This window comes from Enterobacter sp. PP-008-ECC_S150 (assembly GCF_045257065.1).
Taxonomy (GTDB): Bacteria; Pseudomonadota; Gammaproteobacteria; order Enterobacterales; family Enterobacteriaceae; genus Enterobacter; species Enterobacter chengduensis.
The window spans coordinates 48,085-64,826 of record NZ_JBJHHG010000010.1 but is presented as its reverse complement, the minus strand read 5'-3'; the positions used below and the strand labels follow the sequence as shown (position 1 = coordinate 64,826).

Genomic DNA, 16,742 nt, shown 5'->3' with positions numbered 1-16,742 from the left:
TATGGATCACTATATTGAGATCCGCGTCCTGCCCGACCCGGAATTCAGCGAGGAGATGCTGATGGCCGCGCTGGTGGCTAAGCTGCATCGCGCGCTGGGCCAGCGGGGGCAGGGGGATATTGGCATCAGCTTTCCTGCGCACGGCATGAAGCCCGGCCCGGTGTTACGTCTGCACGGTACTCGCCCGGCGTTAAGCGAACTCGAATCACTCACATGGCGAAAAGGACTGAGCGACTACTGCTTGTCTTCGGACATCCAGCCCGTGCCCGTCGTCAGCCAGTGGCGCTGCGTGAGCCGCGTCCAGGTGAAAAGCAGCGCGCAGAGGCTTCTGCGACGTTCGGTTAAAAAAGGATGGTTAACAGAGGAGGAGGCGCAGCAGAGTCTTCTGACGATGCAGGAGGCGAGGACGGATCTGCCCTGGCTTAACATGCGCAGCCTCTCTACGGGCCAGTCTTTTAAGCTCTTTATCCGCCACGGGGATGTGCTCGCTGCGCCTGTCTCGGGGACATTTACGACCTACGGGCTCAGCGCTTCGGCAACGGTTCCCTGGTTCTGAGACGCATAACCGCATCCGCGTTCAGGGTGCGGTTTTTTCCGCCAGGCGGGCATCAAAAATAAAGGGCAGTTGCTGTACTGAGTTCAGCGCCATGTGGAATGCCGGATGTAAGGGGTTAAGGATGGCGTTGTTCTCATAAGGGATGATGCAGGACGGTAAGATAAGCGCGAGGGCGCTGTTAGCCTTTAACCATCCGGTTCCGAGATCCATCGTGGATACCGGCGCTGGATTTTCCTGCCAGTCGTCGGGCAGCCACGCTTTATCCAGGTATTCAATCTGGTCATCCGGGATATCGATGCTGAAAAGCTGGTACTGATTTAGCACGCTATCTTTCCGAACGTGCACCAGAATCTCCAGTGAGGCCAGCGAGATGGACGTGGACACATATACGGCAGGATGCCCTTTATGGTTCCAGCGTCCGCCATACTGGTTTGCACCGCTTCCGCTCCACGCTTCGCTGGCATAGCGTCCCGTCACCAGACGTTAAAAAATCATGCGAACACGCCATGTTCGAGTCGACCAATCAAGTCGGTGACTTCCAGGGCACCGGTTTCCGTCGCGATCAGGTCGACAGGGGCAACATTTCCCAGCCCGCGCACCGGAGCCTGCAGCCAGTTCCATGCCTCTTCTTTACTGCCAAAATAGCCAACGGCAGCATCCAGCACCCGCACGAAACGGGCCACGCGTTCGCTTTCATCCGGCGTCAGCGTCCGTCCCGCGCTTTTGCGGCGGGCCACGTTACGTTCGTTAATTCCGGTGACGCGCAAAATGTCCGCTTTCGACATCGCCGTCCACTCATGAATGTTGTCGAGGACGCTGACGGGTAATCCCTGATTGAGAAACTCAATCAGCCGCATCCCCCTGTTTGCAGGTAAACCGGCGTAGCGCCAAAGCGCGTTATCAGCAGGTTGCTGGGCGGGGATCCATGTTCTCATGTTACCTCCGGATTGATGTCATTTGTCATGGTTAAGTATAGTCATTTGTCAGGTAGAGTGGAATGGCGTTTTTTTATACTGGGTGGTTTGAGAGAAGAAGGGCGTTTGACCCTAATTTTTGGAGTGTTTGTAATGCATTGATATTAAATGGATATTTTGAGAGGGTAAAAAAGAGGGTTAAAGTAGGGTTTTTAGCTTTTTTTGTATGAAAATCATAATGGTGTGGAGATATTATTTCAGTGCACTGCCGTACAGGCAGCTTAGAAAAGGAGCGAGGCCTTGACCTCTGGAGTCAGGTGGTGCACTGCCGTACAGGCAGCTTAGAAAACCCGCTTCTTTAAAGAGCAGTTCTTCACGCCGTGCACTGCCGTACAGGCAGCTTAGAAATAGAAGAACACCGCTCTCACCCATCAATAAATGTGCACTGCCGTACAGGCAGCTTAGAAAATCGCGTCAGGGCAGTTTAAGGCTGCCGCCGCGTGCACTGCCGTACAGGCAGCTTAGAAACATCCACGTTGCTTGCATGCCTTAAACAGCCCGTGCACTGCCGTACAGGCAGCTTAGAAAAGCCGCGCTTCACCAGTAGCGGTTCAAGCGTCGTGCACTGCCGTACAGGCAGCTTAGAAAAAATGAAAGTTCTTTGCCAGAGAAATGGCTGGGTGCACTGCCGTACAGGCAGCTTAGAAAAGGGCGAAGGGATGCAGCTGGACTGGAAGGGCGTGCACTGCCGTACAGGCAGCTTAGAAAAGCAGGTATACAGACGGGCGACCGGATGCGGGGTGCACTACCGTACAGGCAGCTTAGAAAAAAGGGATGGATGCCGGACAGCCTGGCGGTAAGTGCACTGCCGTACCCGCAGCTTAGCAAAATAGAAAATAAGGTCTCTCCCCCTTACTTTCTGCACTGTCGAACAGACAGCCTGAAACGAACCGCCAAATAATTGCTCAAATAATCAACTGCACCACAAAAAAATAAGGCCGGGAAAAAATCCCGGCCTTATTTAATATTCATCTGCCATTACAGGCGAAAACAATTAGCGACTACGGAAGACAATGCGGCCTTTGCTCAGGTCGTACGGGGTCAGTTCAACAGTCACTTTGTCGCCCGTCAAAATGCGGATGTAGTTTTTGCGCATTTTACCGGAGATGTGCGCAGTTACCACGTGACCGTTTTCCAGCTCTACGCGAAACATGGTATTAGGTAACGTATCAAGTACGGTACCCTGCATTTCAATATTGTCTTCTTTGGCCATCTAATCCTCTGGGGTATCACTACCAAGTTTTGAACCGGCAAGATAATGCCGAAATTCATCAATTAAGTAAAGAATTGCGCGATTAAAACGCAGCAAAACAGTTTCGGCGCATTGCCCAAGCGTCACGGTACAACCGAACAGGAAGCGCATTCGTAAAGGGGAGACGACAGGATAAACGTCAGGACGTTATCTGAAGCGAGGGTCCCAAACGGCGGCGGGGCAACAGGCAGAAGCTACTCTGCGGCGTAATTATAACACCCTCACAAAAAATATGCGGAAAACATTTAGGCATTGGGCACAAAGAGCGTTTTCGGTATCCAGAAGTCGCGCGGGAGCTTCTCCTGACGGCTGGCATCCAGCTGTTCGATGTACTGGCGTCGCGGGATTTCAACAGCGCCCAGCGAGGCCGTGTGCTCGTTGAGCACCTGACAATCGATCAGGCGTCCGCCGCGCTGGGCAAACGCCTCGCAGAAGACCAGCAGCGCGGTTTTCGAGGCGTTAACCGCACGAGAAAACATTGATTCACCACAAAACAGCGTCCCCTGCGCCACGCCGTACATGCCGCCAACGAGCGCTGCGCCTTCCCACACCTCGATAGAGTGGGCGTAGCCAAGCTCATGAAGCTGGTGGTAGGCGGTAATGATATCGCGGGTTATCCACGTCCCTTCATAGCGGTCTTCGGCACAGCCTTCAATGACCTGACCAAAAGCGTGATTGAGGGTAACGCGATACGGTGATTTGGCATGGAAACGCTTCATGCTGCGGCTTAGGTGAAACTGCTCAGGCCACAGCACGGCACGCGGATCGGGGGACCACCATAAAATCGGGTCGCCGGGGGAAAACCACGGAAAGATACCGCGCTGGTACGCCATTAAAAGCCGAGCGGGACTGAGGTCACCGCCCAGGGCCAGCAGCCCATTGGGCTCACGCAGCGCCCCTTCCGGAGAAGGGAACGCAATGTTATGACGAGAAAGCTGGACCAGGCGCATGACAGCAAAACTCCAGTACGCGAGTGAAGACGCTACAAATATAGTCTACATACGCTGTTTAAACTGGTAGTAGCGACCCTGTTTCGCCAACAGCTCGGCGTGATTACCTTGCTCAATAATGTGTCCGTTGTCCATCACAATTATCCGATCAAAACTCGCCAGTCCACGCAGGCGATGCGTGACCATCAATACGGTTTTGCCCGTCATGACATTGGCCAGTAAATCAAGGATTTGGCTCTCGGTTGTGGCGTCCAGCCCTTCGGTGGGCTCGTCGAGCAGCATCAGCGGTGCATCGTGCAGCAGCGCGCGCGCAATCGCCAGACGGCGCAGCTCACCGCCGGAGAGCTGGCGGCCGCCTTCGCCCAGCCAGGCGTTCAACCCATCGTCCTCAAGCAGTTTTTGCAGGCCGACCTGTTCAAGCACGGCGCGAAGCGCATCGTCAGAGGCCTCTGGTGCGGCCAGCAGCAGGTTGTCCCGCAGCGTGGCGCTAAACAGATGCACGCGCTGTGGAACGACGCTGACGGTCTTGCGCAGGGCCTGCTCGCTGAAATCAGTCAGCAACGTATTATTGAAACGAATCTGACCGCGCTGCGGATCCCAGGCGCGGGTCAGCAGCTGCAGCAGCGTCGATTTACCGCAGCCGGTACGGCCGAGGATCGCAATCCGCTGACCGGCATTCACAGAGAGAGTGATGCCGTCCAGCGCGTTCTGCGCCTGCTTGTCATAGCTGAAGGTGACATCTTCAAGCGTCAGCGCAACCTGCGCGGGTACAACGGTCTGCCCGGCGCTGAACGTCACTTCAGGCTCCTGCTCGGCAATTTGCGTGATGCGCAGGGCTGAGGCGATCACCTGGCCCAGATGCTGGAAGGCAGCCGTCACCGGGGCCAGCGCTTCAAACGCGGCCAGCGCGCAGAAGACGAAAAGGGCGATAAGGGGGCCCGGCTGGGTATTTCCGCCGATATCGCCGGAAGCCAGCCACAGCATGGCAATGACCGCCACGCCGCCGATTAACATCATCAGCGCCTGAGAGAAGGCCGTCAGCTCCGACTGGCGGCGCTGGGCCTCATGCCAGTTCAGCTCCGTACTTTCCATGCGGGCGCGGTAGCGCTTGCTGGCGCCAAAAATGGTCAGCTCTGCCTGTCCCTGAAGCCAGGAGGTCAGCTGCTGGCGGTAGTCCCCGCGCAGGCGCGTCAGGTTTTCCCCGGTGGATTTCCCGGCGCGGTAAAACAGCGGCGGCAGAATAATGAGCGTCAGCAGCATGATCCCGCCGAGCGTCAGCGCAACGGGAACATCGAGAACGGACAGCCCCAGCGTAACCACCACAATCACCACAAACGCGCCCACGATCGGGGAGATCACGCGCAGATACAGGTGATCCAGCGTGTCGACATCGGCAACGACGCGGTTAAGCAGCTCGCCCTGACGAAAACGCGCCAGCCCGGCAGGGGAGAGGGGCAGCAGCTTGCTGAAGGTGTAGATACGCAGGTGCTGCAGCACGCGGAAAGTGGCGTCGTGGCTGACCAGACGTTCGAAATAGCGGCCGGCCGTGCGGGTGATGGCGGTACCGCGAACGCCTGCCGCCGGAAGCATATAGTTGAAGCTGTATAACCCGGCGAACCCCGCGACGGCAGAGGCCGAAAGGAACCAACCGGAAAGCGTGAGCAGGCCGATGCTGGCGAGCAGCGTGACAATCGCCAGCACAATCCCCAGCGTCAGCATCCATTTGTGGCGTTTATAGAGCGCCAGATAAGGCAGCAGAGCACGCATCAGATGTCCTCCTGACGGTTCGCCAGCAGGGCGGCAAACGGCCCCTGCGCGGCAACGAGAGAGGCGTAATCGCCTTGCTCAACAATACGACCGTTCTCCATGACCCAGATCTGGTCCCAGTCGGCAATGCCCTCCAGCTGGTGGGTGACCATCAGGGTGGTTTGCTGCCGGGAGGCGGCGTTCAGAGCCTCCATTACGCGCTGCTCGCTGTGGGCATCCAGGCTGGCGGCGGGCTCGTCCAGCAGCATCAGCTGGCATGGGTTGAGCAGCGCGCGGGCAACGGCCACACGCTGCGCCTGACCGACCGACAGCCCGGCGGACTGGTCACCGACCACGGTATCGACGCCCTGCGGGAGCAGCGGCAAAAATTCGCTGACCCAGGCGCGGTCGAGAACCGATTTTAGTTCATCTTCACGCGCGTCCGGGCGCGCCAGCAGGACGTTTTCACGCAGCGTAGAGGCAGGAAGCTGCGGGTTTTGCCCGACCCAGCTGAGCTGTTTGCGCCAGGCGTCAGGATCGAGGTTGCGCAGTTCGGTTTTGTTGATCCGCAGCGAGCCCGTGTAGGCCATAAAGCCGGATAGCGCGTTCAGCAGAGAACTTTTCCCGGAACCGCTGGTGCCGACGAGCACCACGCGCTGTCCGGCAGGTAAGGTAAAGTTCAGCGGACCGGCGAGCACTTTGCCTTCGGGCGACAGAATGGAAAAGTCCTGCGCTTCAATGGTCACGGGTTCATTAGCGTTCAGCGTCACGTCACCCCGCTCCGGGTGGGCCAGCGGCGTTTCAAGGAACGTTTTCAGGCTGTCGGCAGCGCCAACCGCCTGCGCTTTGGCGTGATAGAAGGTCCCCAGATCGCGAAGCGGCTGGAAAAACTCCGGGGCCAGGATCAGCGCCAGGAACCCGGCGGAAAGGGTCACCGCCGTGCCGTAATGGCCGAAATCCAGCGCGCCAAGATAGGAGAAGCCGAAGTAGACCGCCACGAGGGCAATCGACAGCGAGGTAAAGAATTCCAGAACGCCGGAAGACAGGAAGGCGAGGCGGAGCACTTCCATGGTGCGCTGACGGAAGTCCTGCGATGCCCGGCGAATGTTTTCGGTTTCCGCTTCACCGCGGCCAAAAATGCGCAGCGTCTCCATGCCGCGAAGGCGATCGAGGAAATGGCCGCTCAGGCGACCCAGTGCCAGGAAGTTACGGCGGTTAGCATCCGCCGCCCCCATGCCGACCAGCGCCATAAACAGCGGGATCAGCGGGGCGGTGCCCATCAGAATCAGCGCCGCCATCCAGTTCACCGGGAAGATGGCAATGACGATCAGCAGCGGAACGAACACGGCAAGCGCCATTTGCGGCAGGTAGCGCGCATAGTAGTCGTGCATATCGTCAATCTGCTCGAGGATCAGCGTCGCCCAGCTTCCGGCAGGTTTTCCCTGGATCCACGCGGGCCCGGCTTCCTGAAGCCTGTCGAGCACCTGACGGCGGATCTCGTAGCGGATATGCTGTCCGGCGTGAAAACCGACGCGCTCACGCAGCCACACCACCCAGGCGCGCAGGATAAAAACCAGGATCAGGACAATAAAGGGCAGCAGGAGCGCTTCGCGAGGGATGTTCTCCATGATCATGTGATTAAGAATGCGGGCCAGCAGCCATGCCTGGGCAACAATCAACAGACCGCTAACGAACCCCAGGAGACGGGAAATCATAAGCCAGCGGCGGGAAATAACGCTTTGCTGTTTCAGCCAGCGTGTTAACTCTTGTTGACGGGTTTTTTCCATTGCGTACTTTGCAGGTGACGTTATTAGAAATTGGGCAGCGCAATGTTACAACGGGGAGACAATAAAGGCGACTTATCGCCGCCTTTATTTACGTTTGTTACTGACTTGTAAAGATTATTTGCCTTGTTCAGCCAGCCCGTCGAGGTAGCGTTCAGCGTCCAGCGCGGCCATGCAGCCGGTGCCCGCAGAGGTGATCGCCTGACGGTAGATATGGTCCATCACGTCGCCAGCCGCGAACACGCCTGGGATGCTGGTCTGGGTCGCGTTACCGTGAATGCCGGACTGCACTTTGATGTAGCCGTTTTCCAGCTCCAGCTGGCCGTCGAAGATGGCGGTGTTCGGGCTGTGGCCGATCGCCACAAACAGACCCGCCACGTCCAGCGTTTCGACCTTATCGGTGTTCTGGGTGTCACGGATGCGCAGACCGGCAACGCCCATCTGGTCGCCCGTCACCTCTTCCAGAGTACGGTTGGTGTGCAGCACGATGTTGCCGCTTGCCACTTTATCCATCAGACGCTTGATCAGGATCTTCTCCGCGCGGAAGGTCTCGCGGCGGTGGATCAGGTGCACCTCAGAGGCAATGTTCGCCAGGTAGAGCGCTTCTTCCACCGCGGTGTTACCGCCGCCGATCACCGCGACCTTCTGATTGCGGTAGAAGAAACCGTCGCAGGTGGCGCAGGCAGAGACGCCGCGGCCTTTGAACGCCTCTTCGGATGGCAGACCGAGGTAACGGGCAGAGGCGCCGGTGGCGATGATCAGCGCGTCGCAGGTGTATTCGCCGCTGTCGCCCGTCAGGCGGAACGGACGGTTCTGCAGATCGACCTTATTGATGTGGTCGAACAGAATTTCGGTTTCGAATTTCGCGGCATGCTCGTGCATACGCTCCATCAGCAGCGGCCCGGTCAGGTCATTCGGGTCCCCTGGCCAGTTTTCCACTTCGGTGGTGGTGGTCAGCTGACCGCCTTTTTCCATGCCGGTGATGAGTACCGGGTGCAGGTTAGCGCGTGCAGCGTAGACCGCTGCGGTGTATCCCGCAGGTCCAGAACCAAGGATTAGCAGCTTACTGTGTTTGGCCGTGCCCATGAGATCCCCATTGTTGTTGGCAGACATTTGGCTGGATTGTAGGGAATTTGTTGCCGTAAAAAAAGAGCACAGCAATTTTGATATCAATCCGTGTAATAGCCACAGACGATGAATGATGCGCTATAACATCACGTTTTCTCCTGAAAAGTGGTCGTTTGTAAGGCAATAAAATGAGGATTAATACCCCAGCGTAATGAATATCCGGCATGTTGTACTAAAAAACGATGTTTTGCTTTGACAATCCCCTGCGCTTTTGCGAAAACATTCAAGGAAGAAAAAAAACCGCGTTAACCGTATGCCGCATAGGCATGCACGTAAATGCCATTTTTACCGGGTCAGTGAAATCTACGCATGGCGTGGACAGACGCCATACGTGATGTCGGTGACGGCCTTCGGGCAACGGTCTTCTTACCAACAGAACCCGAATCCGCATCGCGTCTAATACAAAATCAGGCGATGTGATGACTAACGGGTACAGGCTCTGAACAGTGATGTGCACAGGGTCCAGGCAGGAGTAGGGAAGGAATACAGAGAGACAATAATAATGGTAGATAGCAAGAAGCGCCCTGGCAAAGATCTCGACCGTATCGATCGTAACATTCTTAATGAATTGCAAAAGGATGGGCGTATTTCCAACGTCGAGCTTTCAAAACGTGTGGGACTTTCCCCGACGCCGTGCCTTGAGCGTGTGCGCCGACTGGAAAGACAGGGTTTCATTCAGGGCTATACGGCTCTGCTGAACCCGCATTATCTGGATGCCTCACTTCTGGTATTTGTTGAGATTACTCTGAATCGTGGTGCGCCGGATGTGTTTGAGCAATTTAACGCCGCTGTACAAAAACTTGAAGAGATTCAAGAGTGTCACCTGGTTTCCGGTGATTTCGACTACCTGTTGAAAACCCGTGTGCCTGATATGTCCGCCTACCGTAAGCTGCTGGGTGAAACCCTGCTGCGTCTGCCAGGCGTGAACGACACCCGTACCTATGTGGTGATGGAAGAGGTCAAACAGAGCAATCGTCTGGTTATTAAGACGCGCTAACACGGAACAGGTGCAAAATCAGCGTAGTTTGATTACACTCCTGTTAATCCATACAGCAACAGTGCCGGGGAGCCCCGGCGCTGTTGTCCGTTTTAGCAAACAGGCAGGATATGCCTGATACCTGGAGAGCCTTTCTTGAGCCAGGAATACACTGAAGACAAAGAAGTCACACTATCGAAGCTAAGCAGCGGACGTCGTCTCCTCGAGGCTTTGCTGATTGTTATTGCCCTTTTTGCCGTCTGGCTGATGGCAGCCTTACTCAGTTTCAACCCCTCAGATCCCAGCTGGTCACAAACTGCATGGCATGAGCCTATCCATAATTTAGGCGGCGTCCCCGGTGCCTGGCTTGCGGACACGCTGTTTTTCATTTTCGGTGTGATGGCCTACACCCTTCCCGTCATTATCATAGGCGGATGCTGGTTTGCGTGGCGTCATCGTCAGAACGACGATTACATCGACTATTTCGCCGTGTCGCTGCGCCTGATTGGCGCGCTGGCGCTGATCCTCACCTCCTGCGGGCTGGCCGCAATCAATGCGGATGATATCTGGTACTTCGCATCAGGCGGGGTGATCGGCAGCTTATTAAGTTCCGCACTGCAACCGATGCTGCACAGCAGCGGCGGCACGCTGGCGCTGCTCTGCATCTGGGCGGCCGGTCTGACGCTGTTTACCGGCTGGTCCTGGGTGAGCATTGCCGAGAAAATTGGCAGCTTTATCCTCACCATTCTGACCTTCGCCAGCAACCGTACCCGCCGTGACGATACCTGGGTTGATGAAGAAGAGTACGAAGATGACGAGGAAGATGACGCGCCTGTGCAGCGTCGCGAGTCTCGTCGTGCCCGTATTCTGCGCGGCGCGCTGGCGCGCCGTCAGCGTGTTGCGGAGAAATTTGCCAACCCGCTGGGCCGTAAAACCGATGCGGCGCTCTTCTCCGGTAAACGCATGGATGAAGAGGAGCAGGTGGCGTATCGCGCTGCGGGTGTCGCCGTCGATCCTGACGATGTGCTCTTCTCCGGCAGCCGGGCCACGCCGGGTGATTTCGACGAATACGATCCGCTCTTAAACGGCCACTCGGTCACCGAACCGGTTGCCGCAGCCGCAGCCGCGACGACCGCTTCGCAGGCGTATGCTGCGCCTGTCGACGCCGTGACGCCATCCGCGCCGGTGTCGCCGCCGGAGTCCGTTATTCAGCAGCCTCAGGTTGACTGGCAGACCGCGCCAGGCGTTCACACGCCGGAGCCGGTTATCGCGCCTGAACCTGAAAGCTACATCCCAGTACAGCAGGAGCAGTGGCAGCAGCCTTATCAGCCGCCGCAGCCTGAGTATGAACCGCAGCCATATCAGCAGCCTGTTGCTCAGCCTTATCAGGAATATGTCCCTGAGCCGGTTGAGCCTGTGCAGCCTTATGCCGCACCGCAGCCTGAACCTGAGCCTGAAATCGTGGAAGAGGTGAAGCCTGCGCGTCCACCGCTGTACTATTTTGAAGAGGTCGAAGAGCGCCGTGCGCGTGAACGCGAGCAGCTGGCGGCCTGGTATCAGCCTGTGCCTGAACCGGTACAGGAGCCGGTGACGAGAACGTCTTCTGTTTCAGTGCCACCTAACGACCCGACGCCTGCCGTTGCCCCCGTAGCGGAAAGCGTGAAGCAGGCTACTGCGGCCGCTGCCGCGGCAGCACCTGTCTTTAGCCTGGCAACGGGCGGCGTGCCGCGTCCTCAGGTGAAGGAGGGCATTGGTCCACAGCTGCCTCGCCCTAACCGCGTTCGTGTGCCAACCCGTCGCGAGCTTGCTTCTTATGGTATCAAGCTGCCTTCCCAGCGTATGGCCGAAGAGAAAGCGCGCGAGTCTGAGTATGAAGACGACGCCGATGACATGCAGCAGGACGAGCTGGCCCGCCAGTTCGCCGCGCAGCAGAATCAACGCTACGGTGAAGACTATCAGCACGATGAACCTGCGGTGGAAGACGAAGATGACGCGGCAGAGGCCGAGTTAGCGCGCCAGTTTGCCGCCACCCAGCAGCAGCGCTATTCCGGTGAACAACCGGCTGGTGCAAATCCGTTCTCGCTGTCTGATTTCGAATTCTCGCCGATGAAGGATCTGGTGGATGATGGCCCGAGCGAGCCTTTATTTACCCCGAGCGTGATGCCGGAAGCAGAGCCGGTGCGCCAGCAGCCAGCGCCGCAGGCCTACGCGCAGCCGCAGCAGCCTGTTCAACAGCCGTATGCGCAACCGCAGCAGCCGCATCAGCAGGCGCCGCAGTTCCAGCAGCCTGCACCTCAGCCGCAGGAGAGCCTGATTCACCCGCTGCTGATGCGTAACGGCGACAGCCGTCCGCTGCAGCGTCCAAGCACGCCGCTGCCGTCTCTGGATCTGTTAACGCCGCCGCCGTCAGAAGTGGAACCCGTTGATACCTTCGCGCTGGAGCAGATGGCGCGTCTGGTGGAAGCCCGTCTGGCTGACTTCCGCATTAAGGCGGACGTGGTGAACTACTCGCCGGGTCCCGTTATCACCCGTTTCGAACTGAACCTGGCGCCGGGCGTTAAGGCCGCGCGCATTTCCAACCTGTCCCGCGACCTGGCGCGTTCGCTGTCGACCGTTGCGGTGCGCGTGGTGGAAGTGATACCGGGCAAACCGTACGTGGGTCTTGAGCTGCCGAACAAGAAACGTCAGACCGTCTACCTGCGTGAAGTGCTGGATAACACCAAATTCCGCGATAACCCATCTCCGCTGACCGTCGTGCTGGGTAAAGATATCGCCGGCGATCCGGTGGTGGCCGATCTCGCGAAAATGCCTCACCTGCTGGTGGCGGGTACCACTGGTTCCGGTAAATCCGTCGGCGTGAACGCCATGATACTCAGCATGCTCTACAAAGCGCAGCCGGAAGATGTGCGTTTCATCATGATCGACCCGAAAATGCTTGAACTGTCGGTCTACGAAGGCATCCCGCATCTGCTGACCGAAGTCGTGACCGACATGAAGGACGCTGCCAACGCGCTACGCTGGAGCGTCAACGAGATGGAGCGCCGCTACAAGCTGATGTCTGCGCTGGGCGTGCGTAACCTGGCCGGCTATAACGAGAAAATCGCCCAGGCGATGCGCATGGGGCGTCCGATTCCGGATCCTTACTGGAAGCCGGGCGACAGCATGGATGCCCAGCATCCGGTGCTGGAAAAACTGCCTTACATCGTCGTGCTGGTCGATGAATTCGCTGACCTGATGATGACCGTCGGTAAGAAAGTGGAAGAGCTGATTGCCCGTCTGGCGCAGAAAGCGCGTGCGGCCGGTATTCACCTTGTGCTGGCGACCCAGCGTCCTTCCGTGGACGTGATTACCGGCCTTATCAAAGCGAACATACCGACGCGTATCGCCTTTACCGTATCAAGTAAAATTGACTCCCGCACCATTCTTGACCAGGGCGGCGCTGAGTCGCTGCTGGGTATGGGTGACATGCTCTATTCCGGCCCGAACTCCACCTCTCCGGTGCGCGTCCACGGCGCGTTCGTTCGCGATGAGGAAGTTCACGCCGTCGTGCAGGACTGGAAGGCGCGCGGTCGTCCACAATACGTTGACGGCATTACCAGCGATACGGAAAGCGAAGGCGGCGGCGGTGGCTTCGACGGCGGTGAAGAGCTGGATCCGTTATTCGATCAGGCGGTTAACTTCGTTACCGAAAAGCGCAAAGCGTCTATTTCTGGCGTACAGCGCCAGTTCCGCATCGGCTATAACCGTGCAGCGCGCATCATCGAGCAGATGGAAGCGCAGGGCATCGTGAGCGAGCAGGGGCACAACGGCAACCGCGAGGTGCTGGCGCCGCCGCCGTTTGATTAACCTTCAGCGATTGCAAAGAAGGGTAAATCAGCCAAAATTAAGCATTTTCTTCTGTCGCCTGCCTGCGGGCAGGTCCAGAATAGAAGACGGAAACCCCATATCGGGAAGACGTATTTTAAGGAATAACAATGAAAAAAATCGCCATCGCCTGTGCATTACTCACCAGTTTTGTCGCCAGCAGCGTCTGGGCTGATGCGGCCAGCGACCTTAAAAGCCGACTGGATAAAGTAAGCAGCTTCCACGCCAGCTTCACGCAAAAAGTGACTGACGGCAGCGGCAACGCGGTGCAGGAAGGTCAGGGAGATTTGTGGGTTAAACGCCCGAATCTGTTCAACTGGCACATGACCCAGCCGGATGAAAGCATCCTGGTGTCAGACGGTAAAACCTTATGGTTCTTCAACCCGTTCGTTGAGCAGGCTACGGCGACCTGGCTGAAAGATGCCACCAGCAATACGCCGTTTATGCTGATTGCCCGTAACCAGGCCAGCGACTGGCAGCAGTACAATATTAAACAGACGGGTGACGAGTTTGTCCTGACGCCGAAAGGCAGCAACGGCAACCTGAAGCAGTTCACCATTAACGTAAGCACCAACGGTACTATTAATCAGTTCGGCGCGGTTGAGCAGGACGATCAGCGCAGCAGCTACCAGCTCAAGTCTCAGCAGAACGGCGCCGTGGATGCATCGAAATTCACCTTTACCCCGCCGCAGGGCGTAACGGTGGATGACCAACGCAATAAGTAAGAGGCGTGAGTGAGCAACCTGTCGCTCGATTTTTCGGATAACGCGTTTCAACCTCTGGCCGCTCGTATGCGGCCAGAAAATTTAGCGCAGTACATCGGCCAGCAGCACCTGCTGGCTGCCGGTAAGCCATTGCCCCGGGCCATTGAGGCCGGCCATCTTCACTCCATGATCCTCTGGGGGCCACCCGGCACCGGCAAGACCACGCTTGCAGAAGTGATTGCCCGCTATGCCAACGCGGACGTCGAACGCATCTCGGCGGTGACCTCCGGCGTGAAGGAGATCCGTGAAGCGATCGAGCGTGCGCGGCAGAACCGCAATGCCGGACGGCGCACCATCCTCTTCGTGGACGAAGTCCACCGCTTCAACAAAAGTCAGCAGGATGCCTTCCTGCCGCATATTGAAGACGGCACGATCTTCTTCATCGGTGCGACCACAGAAAACCCGTCGTTTGAGCTGAACTCGGCGCTGCTTTCCCGCGCGCGCGTTTACCTGCTTAAATCGCTGACGACCGAGGATATCGAAAAGGTTCTCACCCAGGCGATGGACGACAACGCGCGCGGCTACGGCGGGCAGGATATCGTTCTGCCTGACGAGACGCGTCGGGCGATTGCGGAACTGGTCAACGGCGATGCGCGTCGGGCGCTGAACACGCTGGAGATGATGGCCGATATGGCCGAAGTCGACGATGCCGGAAAGCGGGTGCTGAAACCGGAACTGCTCACCGAAATAGCCGGGGAACGCAGCGCGCGTTTCGATAACAAAGGCGACCGTTTTTACGACCTGATCTCGGCGCTGCATAAGTCCGTGCGCGGCAGCGCGCCGGATGCGGCGCTCTACTGGTACGCGCGTATTATCACGGCGGGTGGCGATCCGCTCTACGTCGCGCGTCGCTGTCTGGCGATAGCCTCAGAAGATGTCGGTAATGCCGATCCGCGCGCCATGCAGGTCGCGCTGTCGGCCTGGGACTGCTTCACCCGCGTTGGACCCGCGGAAGGCGAACGCGCCATTGCGCAGGCCATTGTCTATCTGGCCTGTGCACCGAAAAGCAATGCGGTTTATACCGCATTCAAAGCCGCAATGTCCGACGCCCGCGAACGGCCGGACTACGATGTGCCGGTTCACCTGCGTAACGCGCCGACCAAACTGATGAAAGAGATGGGGTATGGGCAGGAGTACCGTTACGCTCATGATGAACCCAATGCCTACGCCGCCGGGGAAGAATATTTCCCACAGGAGATGGCACAAACGCGCTATTATCGCCCCACAAACAGAGGTCTTGAAGGCAAGATTGGTGAAAAGCTCACCTGGCTCGCCGGACAGGATCAAAATAGCCCTATAAAACGCTACCGTTAGTTCAGTCGTTGCGGTAATGTTTGCAATTGTATCCTTGTGGCCGCAGGCTGTGGTCACATTTCCTATTTTAATTCGATAAGCACAGGATAAGCATGCTCGATCCCAATCTGCTGCGTAATGAGCCAGACGCAGTCGCTGAAAAACTGGCACGCCGGGGCTTTAAGCTGGATGTAGATAAGCTGCGCGCTCTTGAAGAGCGTCGTAAAGTTCTGCAGGTACAAACTGAAAATCTGCAGGCAGAGCGTAACTCTCGATCGAAATCCATCGGCCAGGCGAAAGCACGCGGGGAAGATATTGAGCCATTACGCCTGGAAGTGAACAAACTGGGTGAAGAACTGGATCAGGCGAAAGCCGAGCTGGACGTTCTTCAGGCCGAAATTCGCGATATTGCCCTGGCTATCCCGAACATTCCTGACGACAGCGTGCCTGCCGGTAAAGATGAAAACGACAACGTTGAAGTGAAACGCTGGGGCACGCCTCGCGAGTTTGACTTCGAGGTGCGCGATCACGTGACGCTGGGCGAAATGCACGCGGGGCTGGACTTTGCGGCCGCGGTTAAGCTGACCGGCTCCCGCTTCGTGGTGATGAAAGGCCAGATTGCCCACCTGCACCGCGCGCTGGCGCAGTTCATGATTGATCTGCACACCGAGCAGCACGGCTACAGCGAAACCTACGTGCCGTATCTGGTCAACCACGATACGCTGTACGGTACGGGCCAGCTGCCGAAATTTGCTGGCGATCTGTTCCATACCCGTCCGCTGGACGAGGAAGCTGACAGCAGCAACTACGCGCTGATCCCAACCGCGGAAGTGCCGTTGACTAACCTCGTGCGCGATGAGATCATCGACGAAGACGACCTGCCAATCAAGCTGACCGCGCACTCTCCGTGCTTCCGTTCTGAAGCCGGATCTTACGGTCGCGACACGCGCGGTCTGATCCGTATGCACCAGTTCGATAAAGTTGAAATGGTGCAGATCGTTCGTCCTGAAGAGTCCATGGACGCTCTGGAAGAGATGACCGGCCACGCTGAGAAAGTGCTGGAGCTGCTGGGTCTGCCGTACCGTCGTATGGCACTGTGCACCGGTGATATGGGCTTTAGCGCCTGCAAAACCTTCGATCTGGAAGTGTGGGTGCCTGCGCAGAACACCTACCGTGAGATCTCCTCCTGCTCTAACGTCTGGGATTTCCAGGCGCGCCGCATGCAGGCTCGCTGCCGCAGCAAGTCAGACAAGAAAACCCGTCTGGTGCATACCCTGAACGGTTCGGGTCTGGCCGTGGGACGTACGCTGGTTGCCGTGCTGGAAAACTATCAGCAGGCGGATGGCCGTATTGAGATCCCTGAAGTGCTGCGCCCATACATGAAAGGCCAGCAGTACATCGGCTAATAATTTGTCATAAAACAAAAAAGCGCCTCAGGGCGCTTTTTTTATGCCT

The 16,742-nt window shown here is 57.5% G+C and carries 13 protein-coding genes, 1 pseudogene and 1 CRISPR repeat array; of the genes and pseudogenes, 6 read left to right on the top strand and 8 right to left on the bottom strand.

Translation table 11 applies throughout. The annotated features are described in order from the left end of the window. The first annotated feature begins 1 nt into the window (after position 1). Positions 2 to 556, top strand: a complete 555-nt coding sequence (gene cas6f / locus ACJBF3_RS12690; protein WP_045327282.1) for a type I-F CRISPR-associated endoribonuclease Cas6/Csy4 — start codon at positions 2 to 4, stop codon at positions 554 to 556. A gap of 21 nt (positions 557 to 577) precedes the next feature. Here cas6f and ACJBF3_RS12685 read toward each other — a convergent pair whose 3' ends face one another. The 8 genes and pseudogenes from ACJBF3_RS12685 to trxB all read right to left on the bottom strand — a co-directional run bounded on the left by ACJBF3_RS12685 (position 578) and on the right by trxB (position 8,348). After that, the gene (locus ACJBF3_RS12685) at positions 578 to 1,033 is read right to left on the bottom strand and encodes an RES family NAD+ phosphorylase (RefSeq protein ID WP_045327280.1); all 456 of its coding nucleotides are present in this window, start codon (positions 1,031 to 1,033) and stop codon (positions 578 to 580) included. A gap of 14 nt (positions 1,034 to 1,047) precedes the next feature. After that, positions 1,048 to 1,491 carry an antitoxin Xre/MbcA/ParS toxin-binding domain-containing protein gene (locus ACJBF3_RS12680; protein WP_045327278.1) on the bottom strand — a complete coding sequence of 148 codons (444 nt, stop codon included), beginning with the start codon at positions 1,489 to 1,491 and terminating at the stop codon, positions 1,048 to 1,050. 239 nt (positions 1,492 to 1,730) lie between these two features. Continuing rightward, a CRISPR array of direct repeats spans positions 1,731 to 2,358; the repeat unit is 28 nt; unit sequence GTGCACTGCCGTACAGGCAGCTTAGAAA. A gap of 166 nt (positions 2,359 to 2,524) precedes the next feature. After that, positions 2,525 to 2,743 carry a translation initiation factor IF-1 gene (gene infA / locus ACJBF3_RS12675; protein ID WP_002211347.1) on the bottom strand — a complete coding sequence of 73 codons (219 nt, stop codon included), beginning with the start codon at positions 2,741 to 2,743 and terminating at the stop codon, positions 2,525 to 2,527. Beyond that, positions 2,671 to 2,844: pseudogene (locus tag ACJBF3_RS12670) on the bottom strand (hypothetical protein); the annotation flags it as partial. The pseudogene ACJBF3_RS12670 and the gene infA, both read right to left, overlap by 73 nt. Positions 2,845 to 3,027: 183 nt before the next feature. Next, positions 3,028 to 3,732 carry a leucyl/phenylalanyl-tRNA--protein transferase gene (aat, locus tag ACJBF3_RS12665; RefSeq protein ID WP_045327275.1) on the bottom strand — a complete coding sequence of 235 codons (705 nt, stop codon included), beginning with the start codon at positions 3,730 to 3,732 and terminating at the stop codon, positions 3,028 to 3,030. A 45-nt stretch (positions 3,733 to 3,777) separates the two neighbouring features. Next, on the bottom strand, positions 3,778 to 5,499 hold the full coding sequence (locus ACJBF3_RS12660; RefSeq protein ID WP_045327273.1) for a heme ABC transporter ATP-binding protein/permease CydC: 1,722 nt from the start codon (positions 5,497 to 5,499) through the stop codon (positions 3,778 to 3,780). Then, positions 5,499 to 7,265, bottom strand: coding sequence for a heme ABC transporter permease/ATP-binding protein CydD (locus ACJBF3_RS12655; RefSeq protein ID WP_045327272.1), 1,767 nt, complete (start codon positions 7,263 to 7,265; stop codon positions 5,499 to 5,501). Before ACJBF3_RS12655 ends, ACJBF3_RS12660 begins: the two co-directional genes overlap by 1 nt. 114 nt (positions 7,266 to 7,379) lie before the next feature. Then, positions 7,380 to 8,348, bottom strand: coding sequence for a thioredoxin-disulfide reductase (gene trxB, locus ACJBF3_RS12650; RefSeq protein ID WP_045327271.1), 969 nt, complete (start codon positions 8,346 to 8,348; stop codon positions 7,380 to 7,382). Positions 8,349 to 8,892: 544 nt separating this feature from the next. On the opposite strand from trxB, the gene lrp reads away from it, so the two are divergent. The 5 genes from lrp (at position 8,893) to serS (ending at position 16,693) form a co-directional block, all read left to right on the top strand. After that, entirely contained in the window at positions 8,893 to 9,387 is a 495-nt protein-coding gene (gene lrp, locus ACJBF3_RS12645; RefSeq protein WP_000228469.1) for a leucine-responsive transcriptional regulator Lrp, read from the top strand. A 135-nt stretch (positions 9,388 to 9,522) separates the two neighbouring features. Next, complete coding sequence (locus ACJBF3_RS12640; RefSeq protein WP_045327270.1) at positions 9,523 to 13,212, top strand: DNA translocase FtsK 4TM domain-containing protein; 3,690 nt, start codon at positions 9,523 to 9,525, stop codon at positions 13,210 to 13,212. A 128-nt stretch (positions 13,213 to 13,340) separates the two neighbouring features. Beyond that, complete coding sequence (gene lolA, locus ACJBF3_RS12635) at positions 13,341 to 13,955, top strand: outer membrane lipoprotein chaperone LolA (protein ID WP_032639238.1); 615 nt, start codon at positions 13,341 to 13,343, stop codon at positions 13,953 to 13,955. Positions 13,956 to 13,964: 9 nt separating this feature from the next. Next, a complete protein-coding gene (gene rarA, locus ACJBF3_RS12630; protein WP_045327269.1) occupies positions 13,965 to 15,308 on the top strand; it encodes a replication-associated recombination protein RarA in 1,344 nt (447 codons plus the stop codon). Positions 15,309 to 15,400: 92 nt separating this feature from the next. After that, positions 15,401 to 16,693 (top strand): serine--tRNA ligase, encoded by a 1,293-nt coding sequence (gene serS, locus ACJBF3_RS12625; RefSeq protein ID WP_045327268.1) that lies wholly within the window; start codon positions 15,401 to 15,403, stop codon positions 16,691 to 16,693. The last annotated feature ends 49 nt before the right edge of the window (positions 16,694 to 16,742 follow it).